Annotated in this window: 16 protein-coding genes; 12 read left to right on the top strand and 4 right to left on the bottom strand. The window is 47.9% G+C overall.

The genetic code is table 11. The features are described from left to right. Positions 1-255 precede the first annotated feature (255 nt). Both ACTJJS_RS16410 and ACTJJS_RS16415 read left to right on the top strand, forming a co-directional pair. Positions 256-687, top strand: coding sequence for a hypothetical protein (locus tag ACTJJS_RS16410; RefSeq protein WP_168870604.1), 432 nt, complete (start codon positions 256-258; stop codon positions 685-687). A 166-nt stretch (positions 688-853) separates the two neighbouring features. Then, positions 854-1,828: a deoxyhypusine synthase family protein gene (locus tag ACTJJS_RS16415; RefSeq protein ID WP_168870603.1), complete on the top strand. Its 975-nt coding sequence runs from the start codon at positions 854-856 to the stop codon at positions 1,826-1,828. 117 nt (positions 1,829-1,945) lie between these two features. Here ACTJJS_RS16415 and hemW read toward each other — a convergent pair whose 3' ends face one another. Then, positions 1,946-3,070 (bottom strand): radical SAM family heme chaperone HemW, encoded by a 1,125-nt coding sequence (gene hemW, locus ACTJJS_RS16420; protein WP_440664497.1) that lies wholly within the window; start codon positions 3,068-3,070, stop codon positions 1,946-1,948. A 245-nt stretch (positions 3,071-3,315) separates the two neighbouring features. Between hemW and ACTJJS_RS16425 the strand changes: the two genes are divergently transcribed. The 9 genes from ACTJJS_RS16425 to ACTJJS_RS16465 all read left to right on the top strand — a co-directional run bounded on the left by ACTJJS_RS16425 (position 3,316) and on the right by ACTJJS_RS16465 (position 13,826). Further along, positions 3,316-4,338, top strand: coding sequence for a DUF4271 domain-containing protein (locus ACTJJS_RS16425; protein WP_440664498.1), 1,023 nt, complete (start codon positions 3,316-3,318; stop codon positions 4,336-4,338). A gap of 63 nt (positions 4,339-4,401) precedes the next feature. Then, entirely contained in the window at positions 4,402-5,166 is a 765-nt protein-coding gene (locus ACTJJS_RS16430) for a uroporphyrinogen-III synthase (RefSeq protein ID WP_440664499.1), read from the top strand. A gap of 219 nt (positions 5,167-5,385) precedes the next feature. After that, positions 5,386-7,431, top strand: coding sequence for a thioredoxin domain-containing protein (locus tag ACTJJS_RS16435; protein WP_440664500.1), 2,046 nt, complete (start codon positions 5,386-5,388; stop codon positions 7,429-7,431). 266 nt (positions 7,432-7,697) lie between these two features. Further along, entirely contained in the window at positions 7,698-8,981 is a 1,284-nt protein-coding gene (locus ACTJJS_RS16440; protein ID WP_240975088.1) for an SUMF1/EgtB/PvdO family nonheme iron enzyme, read from the top strand. A 135-nt stretch (positions 8,982-9,116) separates the two neighbouring features. Further along, positions 9,117-9,857 (top strand): gliding motility protein GldL, encoded by a 741-nt coding sequence (gene gldL, locus ACTJJS_RS16445; protein WP_440664501.1) that lies wholly within the window; start codon positions 9,117-9,119, stop codon positions 9,855-9,857. Positions 9,858-9,905: 48 nt separating this feature from the next. Then, positions 9,906-11,447 (top strand): gliding motility protein GldM, encoded by a 1,542-nt coding sequence (gldM, locus tag ACTJJS_RS16450; protein ID WP_168870597.1) that lies wholly within the window; start codon positions 9,906-9,908, stop codon positions 11,445-11,447. 21 nt (positions 11,448-11,468) lie between these two features. Beyond that, positions 11,469-12,500 carry a gliding motility protein GldN gene (gene gldN, locus ACTJJS_RS16455; RefSeq protein ID WP_168870596.1) on the top strand — a complete coding sequence of 344 codons (1,032 nt, stop codon included), beginning with the start codon at positions 11,469-11,471 and terminating at the stop codon, positions 12,498-12,500. Between the two features lie 94 nt (positions 12,501-12,594). Beyond that, positions 12,595-13,164: a Crp/Fnr family transcriptional regulator gene (locus ACTJJS_RS16460; protein ID WP_168870595.1), complete on the top strand. Its 570-nt coding sequence runs from the start codon at positions 12,595-12,597 to the stop codon at positions 13,162-13,164. Positions 13,165-13,229: 65 nt separating this feature from the next. After that, entirely contained in the window at positions 13,230-13,826 is a 597-nt protein-coding gene (locus ACTJJS_RS16465) for a DinB family protein (protein WP_168870594.1), read from the top strand. 2 nt (positions 13,827-13,828) lie between these two features. Here ACTJJS_RS16465 and uvrC read toward each other — a convergent pair whose 3' ends face one another. From uvrC to gpmI, 3 genes are all read right to left on the bottom strand, one after another. After that, on the bottom strand, positions 13,829-15,634 hold the full coding sequence (gene uvrC, locus ACTJJS_RS16470) for an excinuclease ABC subunit UvrC (RefSeq protein ID WP_440664502.1): 1,806 nt from the start codon (positions 15,632-15,634) through the stop codon (positions 13,829-13,831). 3 nt (positions 15,635-15,637) lie between these two features. Further along, on the bottom strand, positions 15,638-16,225 hold the full coding sequence (locus ACTJJS_RS16475) for a hypothetical protein (protein WP_440664503.1): 588 nt from the start codon (positions 16,223-16,225) through the stop codon (positions 15,638-15,640). Between the two features lie 262 nt (positions 16,226-16,487). After that, positions 16,488-18,011, bottom strand: a complete 1,524-nt coding sequence (gene gpmI, locus ACTJJS_RS16480; protein WP_168870591.1) for a 2,3-bisphosphoglycerate-independent phosphoglycerate mutase — start codon at positions 18,009-18,011, stop codon at positions 16,488-16,490. 311 nt (positions 18,012-18,322) lie between these two features. On the opposite strand from gpmI, the gene ACTJJS_RS16485 reads away from it, so the two are divergent. Then, positions 18,323-18,733: a DUF4783 domain-containing protein gene (locus ACTJJS_RS16485; protein WP_168870590.1), complete on the top strand. Its 411-nt coding sequence runs from the start codon at positions 18,323-18,325 to the stop codon at positions 18,731-18,733. The last annotated feature ends 153 nt before the right edge of the window (positions 18,734-18,886 follow it).

Genomic DNA, 18,886 nt, shown 5'->3' on the forward strand with positions numbered 1-18,886 from the left:
ACACGCCCATGCAACATTGGCAAGGTGGCACCAACAAACAGGCCATGGCTGCGGTACATACGCGGTTGTCCGCCACCGGCCAGCCGAACGTCCGATAGCGGATAGCTCAAATTATCTAGTACCTCCACCAGTAAAGTATGGCTTGACCAACCATCCCTTCCCGTCGTAGTTTTGAGTCATCAAAGCAAAAAACCAACACAAAAACATTTAAAAACCTCTTAATTTTTTTCCGCCATGAAAAAATTAATCCTTTTGATGAGTGCAGCATTACTGCTTAGTGCAGGCGCCCTCTTTGCAAATCCGTACGAAACTAAAGTTAACAGCAGAATAGAACATTCTTTTAGCGAGACTTTTGCCGGAGCCAGTGAAGTAAAATGGTATACCGATGATAACAAAACCTTCACAGCTAAATTTAACATGCGCAGCAGCAAGGTGACTGCCTTCTTCGATGATGCAGGAACACTGCTGGCCACTTCACGCTACCTGGGCCCTGAACAGCTGCCGCTGTCACTGACCTCCAGGCTCAATAAAAGATATCCGAACGACAGCATTTACTGCATCGTGGAATATGCTGCCAATGGTAATGTTGTTTACTTTATCACCCTTGAGGGAAAAGATACCTGGACCACTTTAAAAGCAGATGCGAGCGGCAGTACCAGTGTACAGAGCCGTCTCAAAAAAGCATAGTTTTAGTTGTGCTTTCCGTTTGATTGAAATGAACAGGTCTGTGGGCGCCGCCACAGACCTTTCTCTTTTATGGACCTCTCCCCTTTCGCCTTGGAAAATTATCTTAACTTTGCCAGCTGTTAAGGCTTTATGAGCCAGGCTGTTAATGTATAAATGATTAAATGACATGAATAAGGGACCCATTTCTCAATTTATCCAGCACCATTACCGCCACTTTAATGCTGCTGCATTGGTGGATGCTGCCAAAGGATATGAAACACATTTACTGGAAGGTGGTAAAATGATGGTAACATTGGCCGGTGCTATGAGTACGGCCGAGCTGGGCATTTCTTTCGCTGAAATGATCCGTCAGGGCAAAGTAGACATCATCTCCTGTACCGGTGCTAACCTGGAAGAGGATATTATGAACCTCGTGGCGCACACTCACTACAAAAGAGTGCCTAACTACCGTGACCTGAGCCCGCAGGAAGAATGGGACCTCCTGGAACAAGGCTTTAACCGTGTTACCGATACCTGTATCCCTGAAGAAGAGGCTTTCCGCCGCATCCAGAAACACATCCACAAAATCTGGAAAGACGCGGAAGATGCCGGTGAACGTTATTTCCCGCACGAGTTCATGTACAAACTGCTGCTGAGCGGTGTGATGAAAGAGAACTACGAAATCGATCCTAAAAACAGCTGGATGCTGGCCGCTGCTGAAAAAAATATTCCTATCATCGTTCCGGGATGGGAAGACAGCACCATGGGCAACATCTTCGCTTCCTACTGCATTAAAGGTGAGCTGAAAGCCTCTACCATGAAGAGCGGTATTGAATACATGATCTTCCTGTCTGACTGGTACCGTAAAAATTCCGGTGGTAAAGGCGTTGGCTTCTTCCAGATCGGTGGCGGTATTGCGGGCGATTTCCCCATCTGCGTAGTGCCGATGATGTACCAGGACCTGGAATGGACCGATGTTCCTTTCTGGAGCTACTTCTGCCAGATCTCCGACTCTACTACTTCCTACGGTTCTTATTCCGGCGCTGTTCCCAATGAAAAAATTACCTGGGGCAAACTGGATATACATACGCCTAAGTTCATCGTGGAATCAGATGCCACTATCGTAGCGCCGCTGATCTTCTCTTACGTGCTGGGCTGGTAGAATTATTTTGATATTTTTTTATTTAGGGATTTGATTATTTGGAATGTGCCCGGATAATTGAATCCCTAAATTTTTTCCTGTAAAAAGGGATAGCCTGCTAACAATTTGGCCCGGGGCTCAAATGAACAAATCCGCTGCGATACCGTCTGCAAACAGCCGTCCGGCTTTGGTGAGCCGCAGCGTTTCTCCTTCTTGTACCATCCATCCTTTGGCTATCAGTGACTTACTTTCCTGTTGCAGGCGAAGGCTTTGGTCTGCGCCAAATTTTTCAGCGACCCATTCCAGGTTGCAGCCGGCGGAAGTCCGCAGGGAAGTCATGATGTATTCATTGAACTGCATCTCTTTGGTGAGACTTTCTGTTTCCGCTGGTACTTCGCCGGCGGTGATGCGTTTGATATAGGCAGCGTTATTGGCAATGTTCCACTGGCGGGAGTGGCCGTTGAATGAGTGGGCCGAAGGGCCGATGCCCAGGTAAGACCGGCCTTGCCAGTAGCTGCTGTTATGCCGTGAGTGCCAGCCAGGCAAAGCGAAATTGGAGATTTCGTAGTGCTCGTAGCCGGCGGCTTCCAGCCACTGCATCAGTTGCTCAAAATGACGGGCTGCTTTATCGGGGTCAGTGGCTTCCATTTTTTTCTTACGGATAAAATGGTCGAGCGCAGTGCCGGGTTCCACGGTCAGCGCGTAACATGACAGGTGCGGCACGCCCAGTGCGATGGCCTGTTCCACGTTCTGCCGCCACCCTTCGTCAGTGAGCGTGGGGCCGCCATAGATCAGGTCTATGGTGATATTGCGGAATCCGAGTTGTTGCGCCTGTACAATACATTCCAGCGCCTGTTGGCTGTTATGGGCACGGTTCATCCATTTCAGATCGGCTTCATGGAAAGACTGTATCCCGATGCTGAGCCGGTTGATGCCGGCAGCGCGGAGAGACTGGAGCTTAACCATGTCCAGGTCGTCAGGATTGGCTTCCAGTGTGATTTCCACGTCGGGAGCCACGTCGAAGGTGCTGTGCAGGCGGGCCAGCAGCAACTGCAGTTCTGCGGTGTCGAGTAAGCTGGGGGTGCCGCCACCGAAATAGATAGTGTCTATCCGTTCACCGCCGAGATAGTCCTTTTGCAGGTCTATTTCCTGCAGGAGGCATTGCACCATCTCTGCTTTGCGGGCCAGTGAGGTGGAAAAATGGAAGTTGCAGTAGTAACAAGCCTGCTTACAGAAGGGAATATGTAAATAAATTCCGGCCATGGACGTTTTTTATAATAGCCTGCTGTTGCCGTATTACAGGTCAACTATGGACTATTTTAATATCTTTGCAAACAGCAAAATTACGTTTCAGTTTTGTTATGTGAACAGGACGGTGTTAATTGCCCCCTGGTTGGTGTGGTGAGGGCACACGTTGAAATTGGAAAACCGATTAAAAGTCATTGCAAAATATTTTCCTGGTGCGCAACTGGTTATTGTTTCTATTTATTTTCAGCTACTTACCGATAATGGCACAAACAGCAGACAGTACTGCCGTGCCTGCCCCTGTCAAAAAGAAACCTGCGGCTGTCCGTACGGTGCCGGATTCACTTCGTCCGAAGCCGAAACCGAAGCCTGCTGCCGTGGCTTTGAAAAAAGATACGACACGGACCATCAGGAAAGATACGGTAAAGACCGCTGTGGTGCCAGCTACGGCTACAGTGCCGGTAGACACCAGCGCTCACAAAACAGACAGCGCAGCGCTGGCGGCGGCGCCCAGGCCGAAGCCGGTATCTGAATTTGACCTGTACATGAAGAAGCTGGCGCAGGAGAACATTTTCCTGAAGCCGGGAAGGCCTTCCTTTCGGGACACCAATCCCCTGCGGCCTTTTAGGAATATGGACTGGCTCGTGTATCTCGTAGGCGGTATATTATTGCTGCTGAGCATCATCCGGTTGTCGTACACCAAATATTTTGCGGACCTCTTCAGGGCTTTCCTAAACCCCACGCTGAGCCAGCGGCAGCTGAAGGACCAGCTGTCACAGGCGCCTTTCCCGAATATGCTGCTCAATACCTTTTTTGCGGTGTCGCTGGGGGTATATCTTTACCTGGTATTGTACCGGCAGCAGGTGTTTCCACAGGCAGAGCCGTGGTTGCTGATTCCCGGGCTGATCGTCCTGGTGGCGGTTGTGTATGGTATCAAATATGTGATGCTGCGTTTCTGTGGCTGGTTGTTTGGTAACAGTGAGCTGGCCGATGCTTATATTTTTATTTTATACCTGATCAATAAGATCCTGGGGGTACTGCTGGTGCCGTTCCTGGTGGTGTTGGCTTTCTGTGATGTGGAAATAGCCCGTACTTTCCTCTATATTTCGATATTTTTTATAGTATTATTAGTTGTCTACCGGTATATTAGATCTTATTCTTTAGTTAGGCAATACCTATCCTTCAGTAAATTGCATTTTTTTCTTTACCTTTGCGCATTCGAAGTAGCGCCGGTGCTAATATTAACAAAGGTGCTGCTGAATATCTGGTTAACTGGTAATCCTTGATTATCGCCTATTGTTAACACAAGAGCATAAAAAAGTATGATTAAAGGCGGGCCAAAAAAAGATTTGCAAGGTAAACAAATTCAGTCAATCCTAATTTCTCAACCTAAGCCTGAAACAGAAAAGTCTCCCTATTTTGATCTGGCGAAGAAGTTCAACATAAAACTGGACTTTTATCCATTCATCAGGGTGGAAGGCTTACCCGCTAAGGAGTTTCGGAAACAGAAAATTGACATCCTGGCTTTCACGGCAGTAATTTTTACCAGCCGTAATGCGGTGGACCACTTTTTCCGGATCTGTGAAGAAATGAAGATTAAAGTATCGCAGGATTGCAAGTACTTTTGTATCACGGAAGCAGTTGCGTTGTACCTGCAGAAATTCATTCTCTATCGTAAGCGGAAGGTGTTTTACGGAGCTGACGGTTCTACCAAAGGTGTACTGGAAGTGATGAACAAACACCGGGACAACGAGAAGTTTCTCTTCCCCAGCTCAGACAGCCAGAAAAAGGACATTGAGGAATGGTTGAAAACGAACAAATGTGAGTATGCCACAGCCACCCTTTATAAAACCGTTTCCAACGATGTAAAGGAGATACTGGGCAAGACTACCTACGACATGATCGTGTTTTTCAGTCCTTCCGGTGTGAAGTCATTATTCGAGAACGTGCCTTCTTTTGAACAAAACGGTACGCGTATCGGGGCTTTTGGGCCTACTACTTCAGCGGCGGTGGAAGAAGCAGGTTTAAGACTGGATGTGAAAGCGCCGGCCCCGCAGGCACCCTCTATGGCTGCTGCACTGGACCAGTACCTCGCAGGTCTTAACAAGAAATAAGCGAATAATGTGTGTCGCATAAATAGTTTACCAGGGATGGCAGTAGCCATCCCTGCTTTGTTACTGCTAAGCGGCCGCAGCAGCAGTTTTCTCCGGTTGTTATTATCTACTCAAAAAATCTTTTCAGGAACTGGTAATTCTGTCAAAATCTTTTTATTCTTGTAGCGTGTATCGTTATCAATCAAAACTATCCCAGTTTCAATTATTTAAGCGGATTCCATGAATAAACTTGCGGGCGAAACCAGTCCTTATTTATTGCAGCACGCGCATAACCCGGTGGAGTGGTATCCCTGGGGAGAAGAGGCACTGGAGCGGGCCAGAACGGAAGATAAGCCCATTCTAGTGAGTATAGGGTACGCCGCTTGTCACTGGTGTCATGTGATGGAGCGGGAAAGCTTTGAGGATGCAGCAACCGCTGACATCATGAATACGTATTTCATCAATATCAAGATAGACAGGGAGGAAAGGCCGGACCTGGACCATATCTATATGGACGCGGTGCAGGCCATGACGGGCGCCGGCGGATGGCCGCTGAACGTATTTCTTACGCCTGATAAAAAGCCGTTTTACGGCGGTACCTATTTCCCGCCGGTAAAGGCTTACAACCGGCCGTCGTGGAAAGATGTGCTGTTGTCGCTGGCAGATGCTTTCGCCAACAAGCGGGAAGACATCGAAACACAGGCGGATAATCTGACACAACATATTGACCAGTCGAGCCAGTTTGGGCTTGATGCCGGTGTGAACTTCAATATACCAAGGGAGGAGCTGTTTACCCGCCAGCAATGTGATACCATCTGTGAAAACATGCTGCGGCAGGCAGACACGGTATGGGGTGGTTTTGGCCGGGCGCCTAAGTTCCCGCAGACTTTTACCATTGGGTACTTGCTGCGTTACCACCATGCGTTTAAGCATCCCGAAGCGCTGCAGCAGGCGTTGCTGTCGCTGGACAAAATGTTGCAGGGTGGCTTGTATGATCAGCTGGGCGGCGGTTTTGCCCGTTATTCCACTGATGAGAAATGGCTTGCGCCCCATTTCGAGAAGATGTTGTACGACAATGCTTTGCTGATAGATGTGCTGTGTGACGCGTGGCAATTGACCCGTAATAATGTATATGCACAGACTATAAAAGATACCCTGGCTTTTATTACCCGGGAGATGACATCGCCGGAGGGTGGTTTCTATGCCGCACTGGACGCGGACTCTGAAGGGGTGGAAGGGAAATTTTATACCTGGAGCAAAGCGGAGATACACCATGTGCTGGGAGAACAGGCAGGCCCTTTCTGTGAGTTTTATGATGTGACGGAGCATGGCAACTGGGAAGAGCAGAATATATTATGGATACAACAGCCGTTGGAGCAGTTTGCCGCTGAAAGAGGCTATGATCCGGCCGTATTGGGCGCTATGCTGAAAGGCTGCCGGGAGAAGCTGCAGGCCGTAAGGGCCAGTCGTGTCCGCCCGGGGCTGGACGATAAGGCGCTGTTGGGCTGGAATGCCCTGATGGTACATGCCTGTTGCCGTGCTTTTGCGGCACTGGGCGATGAAACCTACCGGCAGATGGCGGTACGCAATATGGATTTCCTGCTGGCCAATTTCCGGCAAAACGATGGTACACAGGCGTTTTACCATACCTGGAAAAACGGGCAGGCCAAATACCCTGCTTTCCTGGACGATTATGCCTGCCTGATACGGGCGCTGATCGCCCTGCAGGAAATCACCGGCGATACCCGTTACCTGTACCAGGCGCATGATATTACGGCTTTTGTGAACGATCATTTTGGGGATGGTGGTCATCTTTTTTACTATACCATCGACGGGCAGAATGATGTGATTGTGCGGAAGAAAGAGGTGTATGACGGGGCAGTGCCCAGTGGTAATGCCATAATGGTGCAGAACCTTTGGTATCTTTCGGTTGTTTTCGATAATAAAGATTGGGGAAACAAGGCCGTAGCGGCTTTGGCAGGTATTGCCCAGACGGTGGTCCGGTACCCTACTTCTTTCGGCGTGTGGGCGAGCCAGTTATTGCAGCTGGTAAAAGGCACTCCTGAAATAGCGGTTGTAGGAAAAGATTTCCGTGTGCGGATGCAGGAGGCGGGCAACTGGTTTATCCCTTTCCGGATTTTGATCGGCTCGGAAAAAAATCAGCCGGAAATTCCGCTGTTGCAGGACAGATACCGGGAAAACGATACATTAGTATATTTATGCAAGGATTACCATTGTATTAAGCCAGTGTTTTATATACAAGAAATTATTAATTTAATAGAATAATTATGTAACTTGCCCGTTATAAGGGTGGTTTATGTAAAATAAATGTTGGACCGGTGATATAATAAAATGTTAAAAAATACGTTTAAATTAGTTACCGAACCGACGTATGTGGAATTGAAAAAGTTGTGTAAAAGTTGACTACAAATTAAATTTTATTATTACATTTGCTATCTTTCATATAAACAAAGCGGGTGATAAATATGAGAAATGTGTTCCCTAGCATTCAGGCAAAAAACACCAGGCTGGTTATAGAAAAACATATTCTGATGAAAGCTACCCTTATGAAGCTTAATTATTTAAGAGGTCTGTTGGCACTTTTGCTGGTTTCCCTGCTGGCCAGCTGTGGCGGTAGTAAAGGCCCCAAAAACGCACAAGGGCAACTGATCGGCGTAAGCCCCAGACCAAAGTACACCCCCCCTGTACCCTATGGGATGGTTTATGTTCCCGCGGGAACATTTCACATGGGCCCCAGCGATGAGGACGTGAACTATGCCTACACAGCGCGTAACAAGTCTATCTCTATTTCCGGCTTCTATATGGATGCCACGGAGATTACGAACAATGAGTACCGCCAGTTTGTGCAATGGGTCCAGGACTCTATCGCCCACATTCTGTTAGGCCATGTTAAACAGGATGATGGACATGACATCATCGACTGGAAGCAGAAGATCAACTGGAAAGACAAAGCGACAGTGGAAAAACTGGACGCGATGATATACACAGAAGCTGACCGTCTGTACGGCCGCAAGGACGTGGACGTTGGAAAGCTGGTTTATCACCAGGAAACGTTCAACTGGGACAAAGCCAAGCTGAGGGAGAACTTCGGCAAGCCTCGTTCTACGTTCATCGTTAAGAAAGACGTGCCTATTTATCCGGACACGCTGTGCTGGATCAGGGACTTCTCCTATGCGTATAACGAACCGATGACCCGTATGTACTTCTGGCATCCGGCATTCGACAACTATCCGGTAGTAGGCGTTAACTGGCACCAGGCAACCGCTTTCTGCGAATGGAGAAGTAAATTCTGGGAAGATTACCGCAACTCTAAAAAATTATTCACGGAAGATAAATTCCAGCTGCCTTCTGAAGCACAGTGGGAATATGCTGCCCGTGGCGGCAGAGAGCAAACACCTTATCCCTGGGGTGGTTACTATATCCGAAATAAAAAAGGCTGTCTGCTGGCCAACTTCAAACCTGGCCGCGGTAACTATCCGGAAGACGGCGGTTTCTACACCGTACGCGCCGATGCTTACTGGCCCAACGATTACGGTCTGTATTGCATGGCCGGTAACGTAGCGGAATGGACTGCTGACATCTTCTATGAAAACGCCTATTCATTTACGTCCGATATGAACCCTTATCTCAGAATGGACGTGCCAGACGATGCGCCTTTGAAAATGAAACGTAAAGCCATCAGAGGCGGCTCCTGGAAAGATGTGGGATACTTCCTGCAAACAGGTACCAGAACATATGAATATCAGGATAGTGCTAAATCGTATGTAGGTTTCAGATGTACGATCGCATTGAGCAGAAGGGCCAAACACAGATAATTAGATAATTGCTGATCCGTTAAACCAGAAAAGCCTTTATTTATGCACACATTAAGCAAATCACGGAGAAATAACTATTCCATACAGAGAACTTTAACACTTATCACTTTAACCAGTAAATTTTAACCTATGGCTATGAATCCTAACAAAGCTAAATGGCTGAACTTTTTCGTATGTATTGCCGCTTCTGTTGTAATTATCGGAGCGTTATTTAAACTGCAACACTGGCGGGGAGCGGATATCGCTTTGATTTTAGGTCTGAGCACTGAAGCGCTCATCTTCTTTGTATATGCTTTCGTTCCTGACTCCGGTGCCTCCCATGCTGAAGGCCAGGTAGTAGCCGTTGCCGGCAGCCCTGCTGTTGCTGGTCTCGACAAAATGCTGCAGGAAGCAGACATCACGCCTGCCAATCTGCAACGCCTGAGCGAAAACTTCCAGAAACTGGGCACTACCGTTGATAAAATGAGAGATATCAGCGACGTGGTAGCTGCTACCGGTGACTACACCCAGAAAACAAGAGAAGCTGCCGCTGCTATCGGTAATGTGGCTAACGCCTACACTACTGCTGCTTCCGCAGTATCTTCCTTCAATAGCGCCTCTGAGTCTACCAGAAGCTTCCACGAACAGATGCAGGGCATGACCAAAAACCTGGCTTCCCTCAACGCTATCTACGAACTGGAACTGCAAGACACCAACAACCACCTGAAAGCGATGAACAACTTCTACAGCAACCTGAACAAAGCTGCTTCCGCTATGAGTGGTAGTGTTGATGATGCTAAGAAGACTCAGGAGCAGATCACCATGCTGGCCAAAAACCTTAGCAACCTCAATACTGTTTATGGCAACATGCTGACTGCCATGAGCGGAACCAGATAAGTATTGCTTATAGTTTAATAAACCATTCATTAAATCTGCTAAAGAACTATGGCACTACCTAAAGATCCCAGGCAGAAGATGATCAACATTATGTACCTGGTCTTAACGGCCATGCTCGCGTTGAACGTCTCTGCTGAAATACTAAACGCTTTTAATATTGTAAATAACTCTATCGTTACTTCAAACGGCGCCCTCACTGATAAAAACAACTTCATTTATCAGCAGTTTGTGGAGCAAATGAAAGATAACGCCGAGAAAGTTGGTCCGCTGAAAGCTAAAGCTGAAGAAGTAAAAAAAGCCTCCGCTGAAGCATACAACTACGTGGAAAGCTTAAAAAATCTCATCATCACCGAAAGCGGTGGTAAAGACGAAACAGGCGAAATCAAATCCAAATCCGACCTGGACGCTCCTACCCGCGTGATGGAGAACATGAAAAAAGGCCCTGAACTGGAAGCCAAACTGATAGCCCTGCGCAAACAGTTGCTTACTTTCGTAGAACCTAAAGACCAGGCTAAATTTGCAAAAACTTTACCTCTGAAAATCGAAGTGGGAAAATCCGGCGGCGACGATCATGGTACTGGTCCTAAAACATGGACTACCTACCATTTCAACATGGTTCCTACCATCGCTGCGGTAACCATCCTGGGTAAATTCCAGAACGATATCAAAAACTCTGAGTCTGCCATCATCGACGACCTGTATCGTCAGATCAATGCGAAAGACTTTAAGTTTGATAAAATCAGGCCGTTCATCTCCCTGAACTCTAAAAACCTGATGTCAGGCCAAACGCTGACTGCTCAAATCGCAGTAGGCGCCTATAGCACTACCGTAAACCCAACTATCACAGTTAACGGTCAAACGATTACTGCTACTGAAGGCCTGGCTACCTACTCCCTGCCGGTGAGCGGCCTCGGTGAAAAAACCATCTCCGGTACTATCACCCTGCCTAACCCTGCTGGTGGCGAACCTATCACGCAGTCTTTCACCGAAAGCTATAACGTAGGTGCTTCTACTACCTCCATCTCTGCCGACAAAATGAACGTACTGTACATTGGTCTGCAGAACCCGATCTCCATCTCTGCTGCTGGTGTACCTGCTGAAGCAGTGTCCGCTTCCATCAATGGTGGCACCATTACCAAACGCGGCTCCGGTGAATACACTGTAACCGTTAGCCAGCCTGGTAAAGCGGTGATCAATGTAGTAGCCAACATCGACGGTAAAGTAAAACAGCTGGGCCAGAAAGAATTCCGTGTAAAACGTGTTCCGGACCCTGTTCTGAAAGTAGGATTTAACAAAGGTGGCAGCATGAAAGCCGCTGACTTCAAAGTTCAGCTGGGCCTCGCTGCTGCTCTGGAAGACTTCGAATTCGAAGGTGTGAAATATGACGTAGTAGGTTACCGTATCGGTGTATCTGCCAAAGGCAAAGAATACCAGGAAGGTGAGGCCAACTCCGCTTATTTCCCTAACAACGTAGCCGCTTCTATCCGTGCGCTGCGCCCGGGTGATGAAGTATACTTCGAAAACGTAAAAGTAAAAGGCCCTGATGGCATTGTACGTACAATGCCCAGCACAATATTCAAATTAAATTAACAGGTCATAAATTACTGAAATATGCGAGCAGTAATATTTAACAGAATTGGTTGGTGTACGATGTTGCTGGTAATGCTGGCAACAGCTGCGGAAGCACAAAGACGTGGTGGTACTACCCGCCGCAGAACAGCTACCGAAGCACCACAGACAGACCCGAACGCGCCGGTTGTAAACCCCGCTACCGGGAATGCTGTAACACCGCCTCCTCCTGCTCCTAACGCCGCGTCCCAACGCCCCGACGGTATCACCGCCCCGGTATCGGACACGCCGCGCAAATCATTGCGCGTAGATGGTGTGGTAGAGAGAAACCTCGCAAGAGAACGCGTTCCTATCGTATACGACTACATCCGCGAGGATGACCGTTTCTGGGAAAAACGTGTCTGGCAGGTGATCGATGTTCGGGAGAAAATCAACCTCCCCTTCCAATACAACGTGGAAGACGAAAGTGGCATTAACCAACTGTTTATTAATATTCTGCTGAACGCTATCAAGAATAAGGAAGTTGAAGCATTCAACCCTATCGATGACCGCTTCACCACTGTCATCCCGTATTCTGAAATACAGAATAAGATTGCAGGTGAAGAAAGGACCGTACGCAGTATTGACCCGGTAACCGGCGAAGAGAAAATGGTGACCACCCGCGACGACTTTGACCCCCGTACTATCAGACAGTACAAAATCAAGGAAGTATGGGTGTTCGACAAAGAAGCTTCTGCCCTGAAAGTCCGTATCCTCGGTATCGCGCCAATGGTGTCCCGTATGAACGAAGATGGCAGCGTACGCGCTTCTATCCCCCTGTTCTGGGTGTATTATCCTGACCTGCGTCCAACCCTGGCCAAGTACGATGTGTACAACCAGAACAACGACGCTTCCACTATCAGCTGGGAAGACCTCTTCGAGATGCGTTTCTTCGGTAGCTATATCGTGAAGGAAAACAATACCTATAACCGCGAGATCAAAGACTACATTAAAGACGGTGTGATGCGTCTCCTCGAAGGCCAGTCCATCAAAGACCGCATCTTTAATAAGGAACAGGACCTCTGGCAATACTAATCAATCTGTCTTACGTACTTAAGTATAAAAAGCAAAGACCCGGCATCGTCCGGGTCTTTGCTTTTTATACACAGTTATTTGTATTTTGTTGATCATGGAACTTCTGCGTAAAACAGCCTTCAGTATCATGCCCCTGCCAGAGAAAGAATGGGAAGCACTTTCTGCCTGCTGGACCCCGGTAACCTTTAAAAGAAAGGACATGGTCACCGTTGCCGGCGAAGTGGAGAAATATATCTACTTCGTGGAAGAAGGCGTGCAACGGCTGTTTAGCCTGGAAGACGACCGGGAAGTGACCATCCTGTTTACCTATACCGGCTCCTTCTCCGGAGTGATAGACTCCTTCCAGCTACAGCGCCCCTCCCCCTGGTATCTTGAAGCGCTGACGCCCAGCCGTATGTTGCGCATGTCATGGCCGGATTTTGACGGCCTTACCCGGCAATATCCACTGATCGACAGATGGGTGCGCCTCGGTTCCATAGCCGCTCTGGGCGGCATTCTGGAACGACACAAGGAAATCCTCTCCTATAGCGCCGAGCAGAAATTCAGGACACTGCTTACCCGCAGCCCGCATGTATTGCAGCTGATACCACAAAAATACCTCGCCTCTTACCTCGGCATAGACCCGGCCACTTTCAGCAAGCTGCTGAAATCAGTAAAGTTGTAAAATCTTGATCTGCGCCAACTTTTTTCGTTGGCCCCTAAAGTAGTTTTGCAGTAAATCTTTTGAATATGGCATCCGTTAACACCAACGTGCTTTTAAAACAACTTGGCAGACAGATCCTGGCAGCACAGTATAAAGCAGAAGACCGTTTCGGTGGTCAGCCGGTGGAAGTATTATCTTACACGCCCCAGGCGGGAAAATGGAGCGCGCTTCAGTGCCTGGAACACCTGAATACCTATGGCCGGTTTTATCTGCCGGCATTAGATAATGCCATTACGGCCGCGGAACAAAACAACAGCCGGCCGCTGGAAACGTTTAAAAGCAGCTGGCTGGGCGCCTGGTTTACCAAACAGATGCAACCCACGCCGGAAGGAAAACTCCGCTCCCGCATGAAATCTCCGAAAGGGCATCTGCCCTCCGTACAACCCGATGCCGGAATGGTACTCAGTGAATTTATCCAACAACAGGAAACGATGGAAGCACTGATGGACAGGGCGTCAAAAATCAATCTGCAGCAGGCAAAGGTCGCCACCTCCCTCTCCAGTTTAATCAAACTGTCGGTGGGTGATACCTTTGGCTTTATGACAGCACATATCAACCGGCATGTGTTACAGGCGGAAAATATGGTCCGCAGTTGTCCGCAAAAAGTGGGAAAAGCGGTATAGCATTAGCTTTTATGGAAATGGTCCCACACCAGTTTGGCTTTGGCGCCGCCAATTTCCTGCGCCAGGTCCTCTTCCGTAAGTTGTTTGATTTTGGCAACAGAGCGGAAGGTTTTCAGTAGCTGCGTGGCGGTTTGTTCCCCGATGCCTTTAATGGTTTCCAGTTCATTTTTAAAGGTGCCCTTGCTGCGTTTCTGACGGTGGAAAGTGATACCGAAACGGTGCACCTCATCGCGGACACGGCGTATCAGCTTCAGGCTTTCACTGTTGAATGGCAGCTTGATACTTTCTGAATCACCGGGGAAGAAGATCTCCTCTTCATTTTTTGCCAGGCCCACAACAGTCATGCTGCCAATCAGGTCCAGCTCACGGATGCTTTCCATGGCTGATCCCAGCTGCCCTTTACCACCATCAATGATGACAAGCTGCGGCAACGGCTGTTGTTCTGCCAGCAGGCGGGAATAACGCCGGTACACCACTTCTTTCATGGATGCGAAGTCATTGATGCCCTGTACTGTTTTGATGTTAAAATGCCGGTAGTCTTTTTTGGACGCCACGCCATCTTTGAATACTACGCAGGCTGATACGGGATAGGAACCCTGGAAGTTGGAGTTATCGAAACATTCGATGTGCTCCGGCAGCACCGGCAATTCCAGGTCGGCCTGCAGTTGATAGAGCACCTGTTTTCGCTCCATGTCACTCTTGCCTTCGAGATGGAGTATTTTTTTACGGTATAATTCTTCTTTGAAATAGTTCACGTTTTTCTCCGACAGGTCCAGTAACTTCTTTTTGTCACCTCCCTTGGGAACGGTAACCGTGATGCTGCTGTCCGGGTATTCTAACGGGAAAGGCACAACGATTTCAGTGGTGATGCTTTTGAATACGTCCCGCAGATAGGCGATGGCGTAACTGAGCACTTCTTCGTCTCCTTCTTCCAGTTGTTTCTCCAGGGTAACGGTTTTGGTATCAGAAATAGTACCATTGAGAATACGGAGATAGTTGACATATGCATGATTGCCATCGCTGATAATGGAGAACACGTCTACATTGCCCATGCGGGTATTGACAACGGTGGATTTGGCGGAATAGTCTTCCAGGCTGGCAATCTTTTTACGCATGATTTCCGCCTTTTCGAATTCCATCGCTGCAGCGTACTGCTGCATTTGGTCTTTGAAAAGGTTCACCACTGGTGACAGATTGCCTTTCAGCACGTTTTTGACCTGTGCCAGTCCTTCCCGGTAGTCTTCCTCTGTTTGCAGCCCTTCACAGGGACCTTTACAGTTGCCCAGGTGGTATTCGAGACATACCTTGAACTTTCCTTTTTTGATGTTCTGATCGCTGAGATTAAGATTACAGGTGCGTAGCGGAATATTGTACCGGATCACCTCGAGTATTTCGCGGACGCGGCCCACAGAGGTAAACGGTCCCAGGTAATCTGAACCGTCTTTAATCACATTGCGGGTAAAGAACACCCGTGGAAACGGTTCATGTTTGATGACGATATACGGGTAGGTCTTATCATCTTTCAGGTTGATATTATACCGCGGCTGGAACTGTTTGATCAGGGAATTTTCCAGCAGAAAGGCGTCCTGCTCGGAGTCAACGATCGTAAACTCAATGTGGTGGATGTGTTCCACCAGTTTGCGTGTCTTAAAGTTGTCATGATTTTTAACAAAATAGGAGCTTACCCGTTTGCGGAGGCTTTTGGCTTTGCCTACATACAGCAGGGTGCCGTCCTTGTCGTAATATTTGTAGATACCGGCGTTGAGCGGTATAGTATGTGATATTTGCTGGAACTCTGCTGCGGTCATGTGTTACATCCTGTTTTTGGGTGTGACGGCTACATTGACTTCAATCTCTTTGGGTGCCAGAAAAGCTATTTTCTGGTAGGTGGCGATACGGATATTTTTATTCCGCTGATATAACAGGTCTTGCCTGAATTCGTATACCATATTAACGGTATAGCTGTGAACGTTAACCTGCTGTATGGTCCCGTTTTTATCCAGTTCCATGGTGATCTCGGAGGGGAATGTTTGTTTTCCTTTGGACTTATAGATCACTGATTTCCGGCCGGAGAAAGGATCGTATAAGCTGGAGGTATCGTATTCGTCCCGCAGGGAAGGTTTATTCAGGTCGACATCGGCAAATGGTTTCAGCAGGTCTTTCACTGCAGTGCTGTCGGCCCCGTCGATATGGGCGGTATCGCTAACACCGTTCAGGGTGACTGTTTTATGCAAACTGAAACTGCCGGTGCGGATGTGTTCCCGTTCTTCGTTGAAGTAGGCCGGTAGTGGCTCAAATTTGGCTGCGGCCGTTGTTTTTCCTGTTGTATTGTTGTCCTGATGGCAGGCTATAAAACCGAATATGGTTAATAGTACCGTGATGTAGCGGTAATGTCTCATTCGGCAAAATTAGTACTTAAATGTGGGTCAGAAAAAATGCGCCGTAAAAACGGCGCATCGATGCATGAGCAAATCTGTCGAGAGCACTAAAAATATGAATATCAGTCCGTAGGACTGAGAAAAAATCAGAATGGTGATAGTTAAACGGGAGGGGTGAAAGAAAAGTTACACGTCATGAAAATAATTTTTTGATAAAAGTGCAAATAAAAAAAGCGATGACCGTCGGTCATCGCTTTGTAATATGATGGATTGTAGTGTACCACTACACCAGCAGGTTGCCGGTCATTTCCTTTGGAGCGGCGAGGCCCATGAAATGCAGGATGGTAGGAGCAATATCGCCCAGTTTACCATCTTTCACTTTACCCTGGAAGTCGTTGCTGATAATAAAGAAAGGAACGAGATTCAGGGTATGTGCTGTATTGGGGGTACCGTCTTCATTCACCATATAGTCGGCGTTTCCGTGGTCTGCGGTCAGGAATACCGTGTAGTTGCTGGCCAGTGCGGCAGTCACTACCCTGTTCACGCAGTGGTCTACGGTTTCAACGGCTTTTATGGCAGCGGAGAATACGCCTGTATGGCCCACCATGTCCGCATTGGCGAAGTTGAGGGCGATAAAATCGGCGGATTTTTCCTGGAGCACCGGAACGATGGCATCGGTTACTTCGTTGGCGCTCATCTCCGGTTTCAGGTCGTAGGTGGCCACTTTGGGAGATGGTATCATGATCCTGCGTTCGCCTTCAAATTCTTTCTCGCGTCCGCCGGAGAAGAAGAAAGAAACGTGCGGATATTTTTCTGTTTCTGCAATACGTACCTGCGTATAGCCGTCTTTGGCCAATACCTCGCCGAGTGTCATGTTGAGGTTATCGTTTTCAAAGATGACGTGTACGTTTTTATAGGTTTTATCGTATTCAGTCATGGTGGTGTAGTATACTTCCAGCGGTTTCATATTGAAATCAGGGAAAGCTTCCTGTGTCAGCACCTGTGTTATTTCGCGGCAGCGGTCCGTGCGGAAGTTGAAGCAGAGTACAGCATCACCGTTCTGGATAGTGGCGAGTGGTTTGCCGGCTTCATCTTCCACGATGATCGGTTTGATGAATTCGTCGGTCACACCTTCCGCATAGGAGGCTTTCACAGCGGTGAACAGGTCGTGGGTGCCGGTGCCGGTACCGTGTACCAGTGCATCATAGGCCAGTTTTACGCGTTCCCAGCGTTTGTCCCTGTCCATTGCATAATAGCGGCCGGTCACGGAGGCTATTTTACCGGTAGACTTTTCCAGGTGTGCCTGCAGGTCTTCCAGGAAGCCCAATCCGCTTTTCGGGTCGGTATCGCGGCCGTCGGTAAAGGCGTGGATATATACTTTTTCCAGTCCATGTTCTTTGGCGATGGAGGTCAGTGCTTTGAGATGTTCTATATGCGAGTGTACGCCACCGTTGCTCACGAGGCCGATCAGGTGCAGCGCTTTGTTATTGTTTTTGGCATGGGCCAGGGTGTCCAGCAGGACGGTGTTGCCGGCCAGTTCGCCGTCACGCGCAGCTACGTTGATTCTTTGCAGTTCCTGGTATACAATTCTGCCGGCCCCGATATTCAGGTGGCCTACTTCAGAGTTGCCCATCTGGCCGTCCGGTAAGCCTACGGCTTCTCCGCAGGTAACAAGGTGGCTGTGGGGATATTTGTTATACAGGCTGCTCACAAAGGGTGTCTGTGCGTTTGCAATAGCGTCGGAAGCAGGTACTTTACCCTCGCCCCATCCATCCATAATTACGAGAATGGCTCTTTTCTTTTCCATATCCTGTCTGGTTAAGGTTAATTAGTTTTTATTGATTTCAACTCGGGAGGTGAAAGTACTTATAATGCAGTTGAATACTTTCTAAATATTTTACAAAAATAAGGCTAATCCAAAAAATACAAATGCCAGGGCTGGTCATCATGCATTTTGCTATTTAGTTATTTAAAATTCTTTGCATATTAATTTTGTCTTATTATTTATGTATTCATTGCTACCACGATGGTGTGATTTTGTTGAAACACAGCGTGTTTGGCATAGTTTTCGCATTTAATTTGTGTTGATTAAGTTACTTTCTAATAAAAAAACTGACAATGAAGAAGCTATTGATTGTGCTGATGGTGTTGTTGGGAGGAATTATTTCAGCATTTGCGCTATCGGCGGGCACGGATGAATCACTGGTGGCCGGACCGTTCGAAGATGTGGTGGGTGCCATCAAGCAAGGCGATGTAAGCAGCTTATCCCGTTACCTGGACAATAATGTCGAAATTAATATCAGCGGCAAAGCGAATTCTTATAGTAAAGCACAGGCAGAAATCATCCTCAAGGATTTTTTCTCCAAAAACCAGGTGAAGTCTTTTGAACTGGTACACCAGGGAGGGGAAGCCTCCAGGTTCGGTATCGGTAACCTGAGCACCAGCGGCGGCAATTACCGCCTTTCCTTTTTCCTGCAGAAAAAGGGAGGATCGATGGTCCTCAACGAATTAAGATTTGAGAATAAGTAACCTTGACCACATAAATTCATTGAAAAGGCCTAAGTGCTCCGCGATTAATTGCGGAGCACTTTTTATTTTTGCAGCGGTTTCACGCGAAGAAAAGTAAGAGAGCCAGGAAACGAAGCTCCGTGATCTTTGCGTGCTTTGCTTACTTAGCCCGCT

Source organism: Chitinophaga sp. 22308 (assembly GCF_052045305.1).
Lineage (GTDB): Bacteria > Bacteroidota > Bacteroidia > Chitinophagales > Chitinophagaceae > Chitinophaga > Chitinophaga varians_A.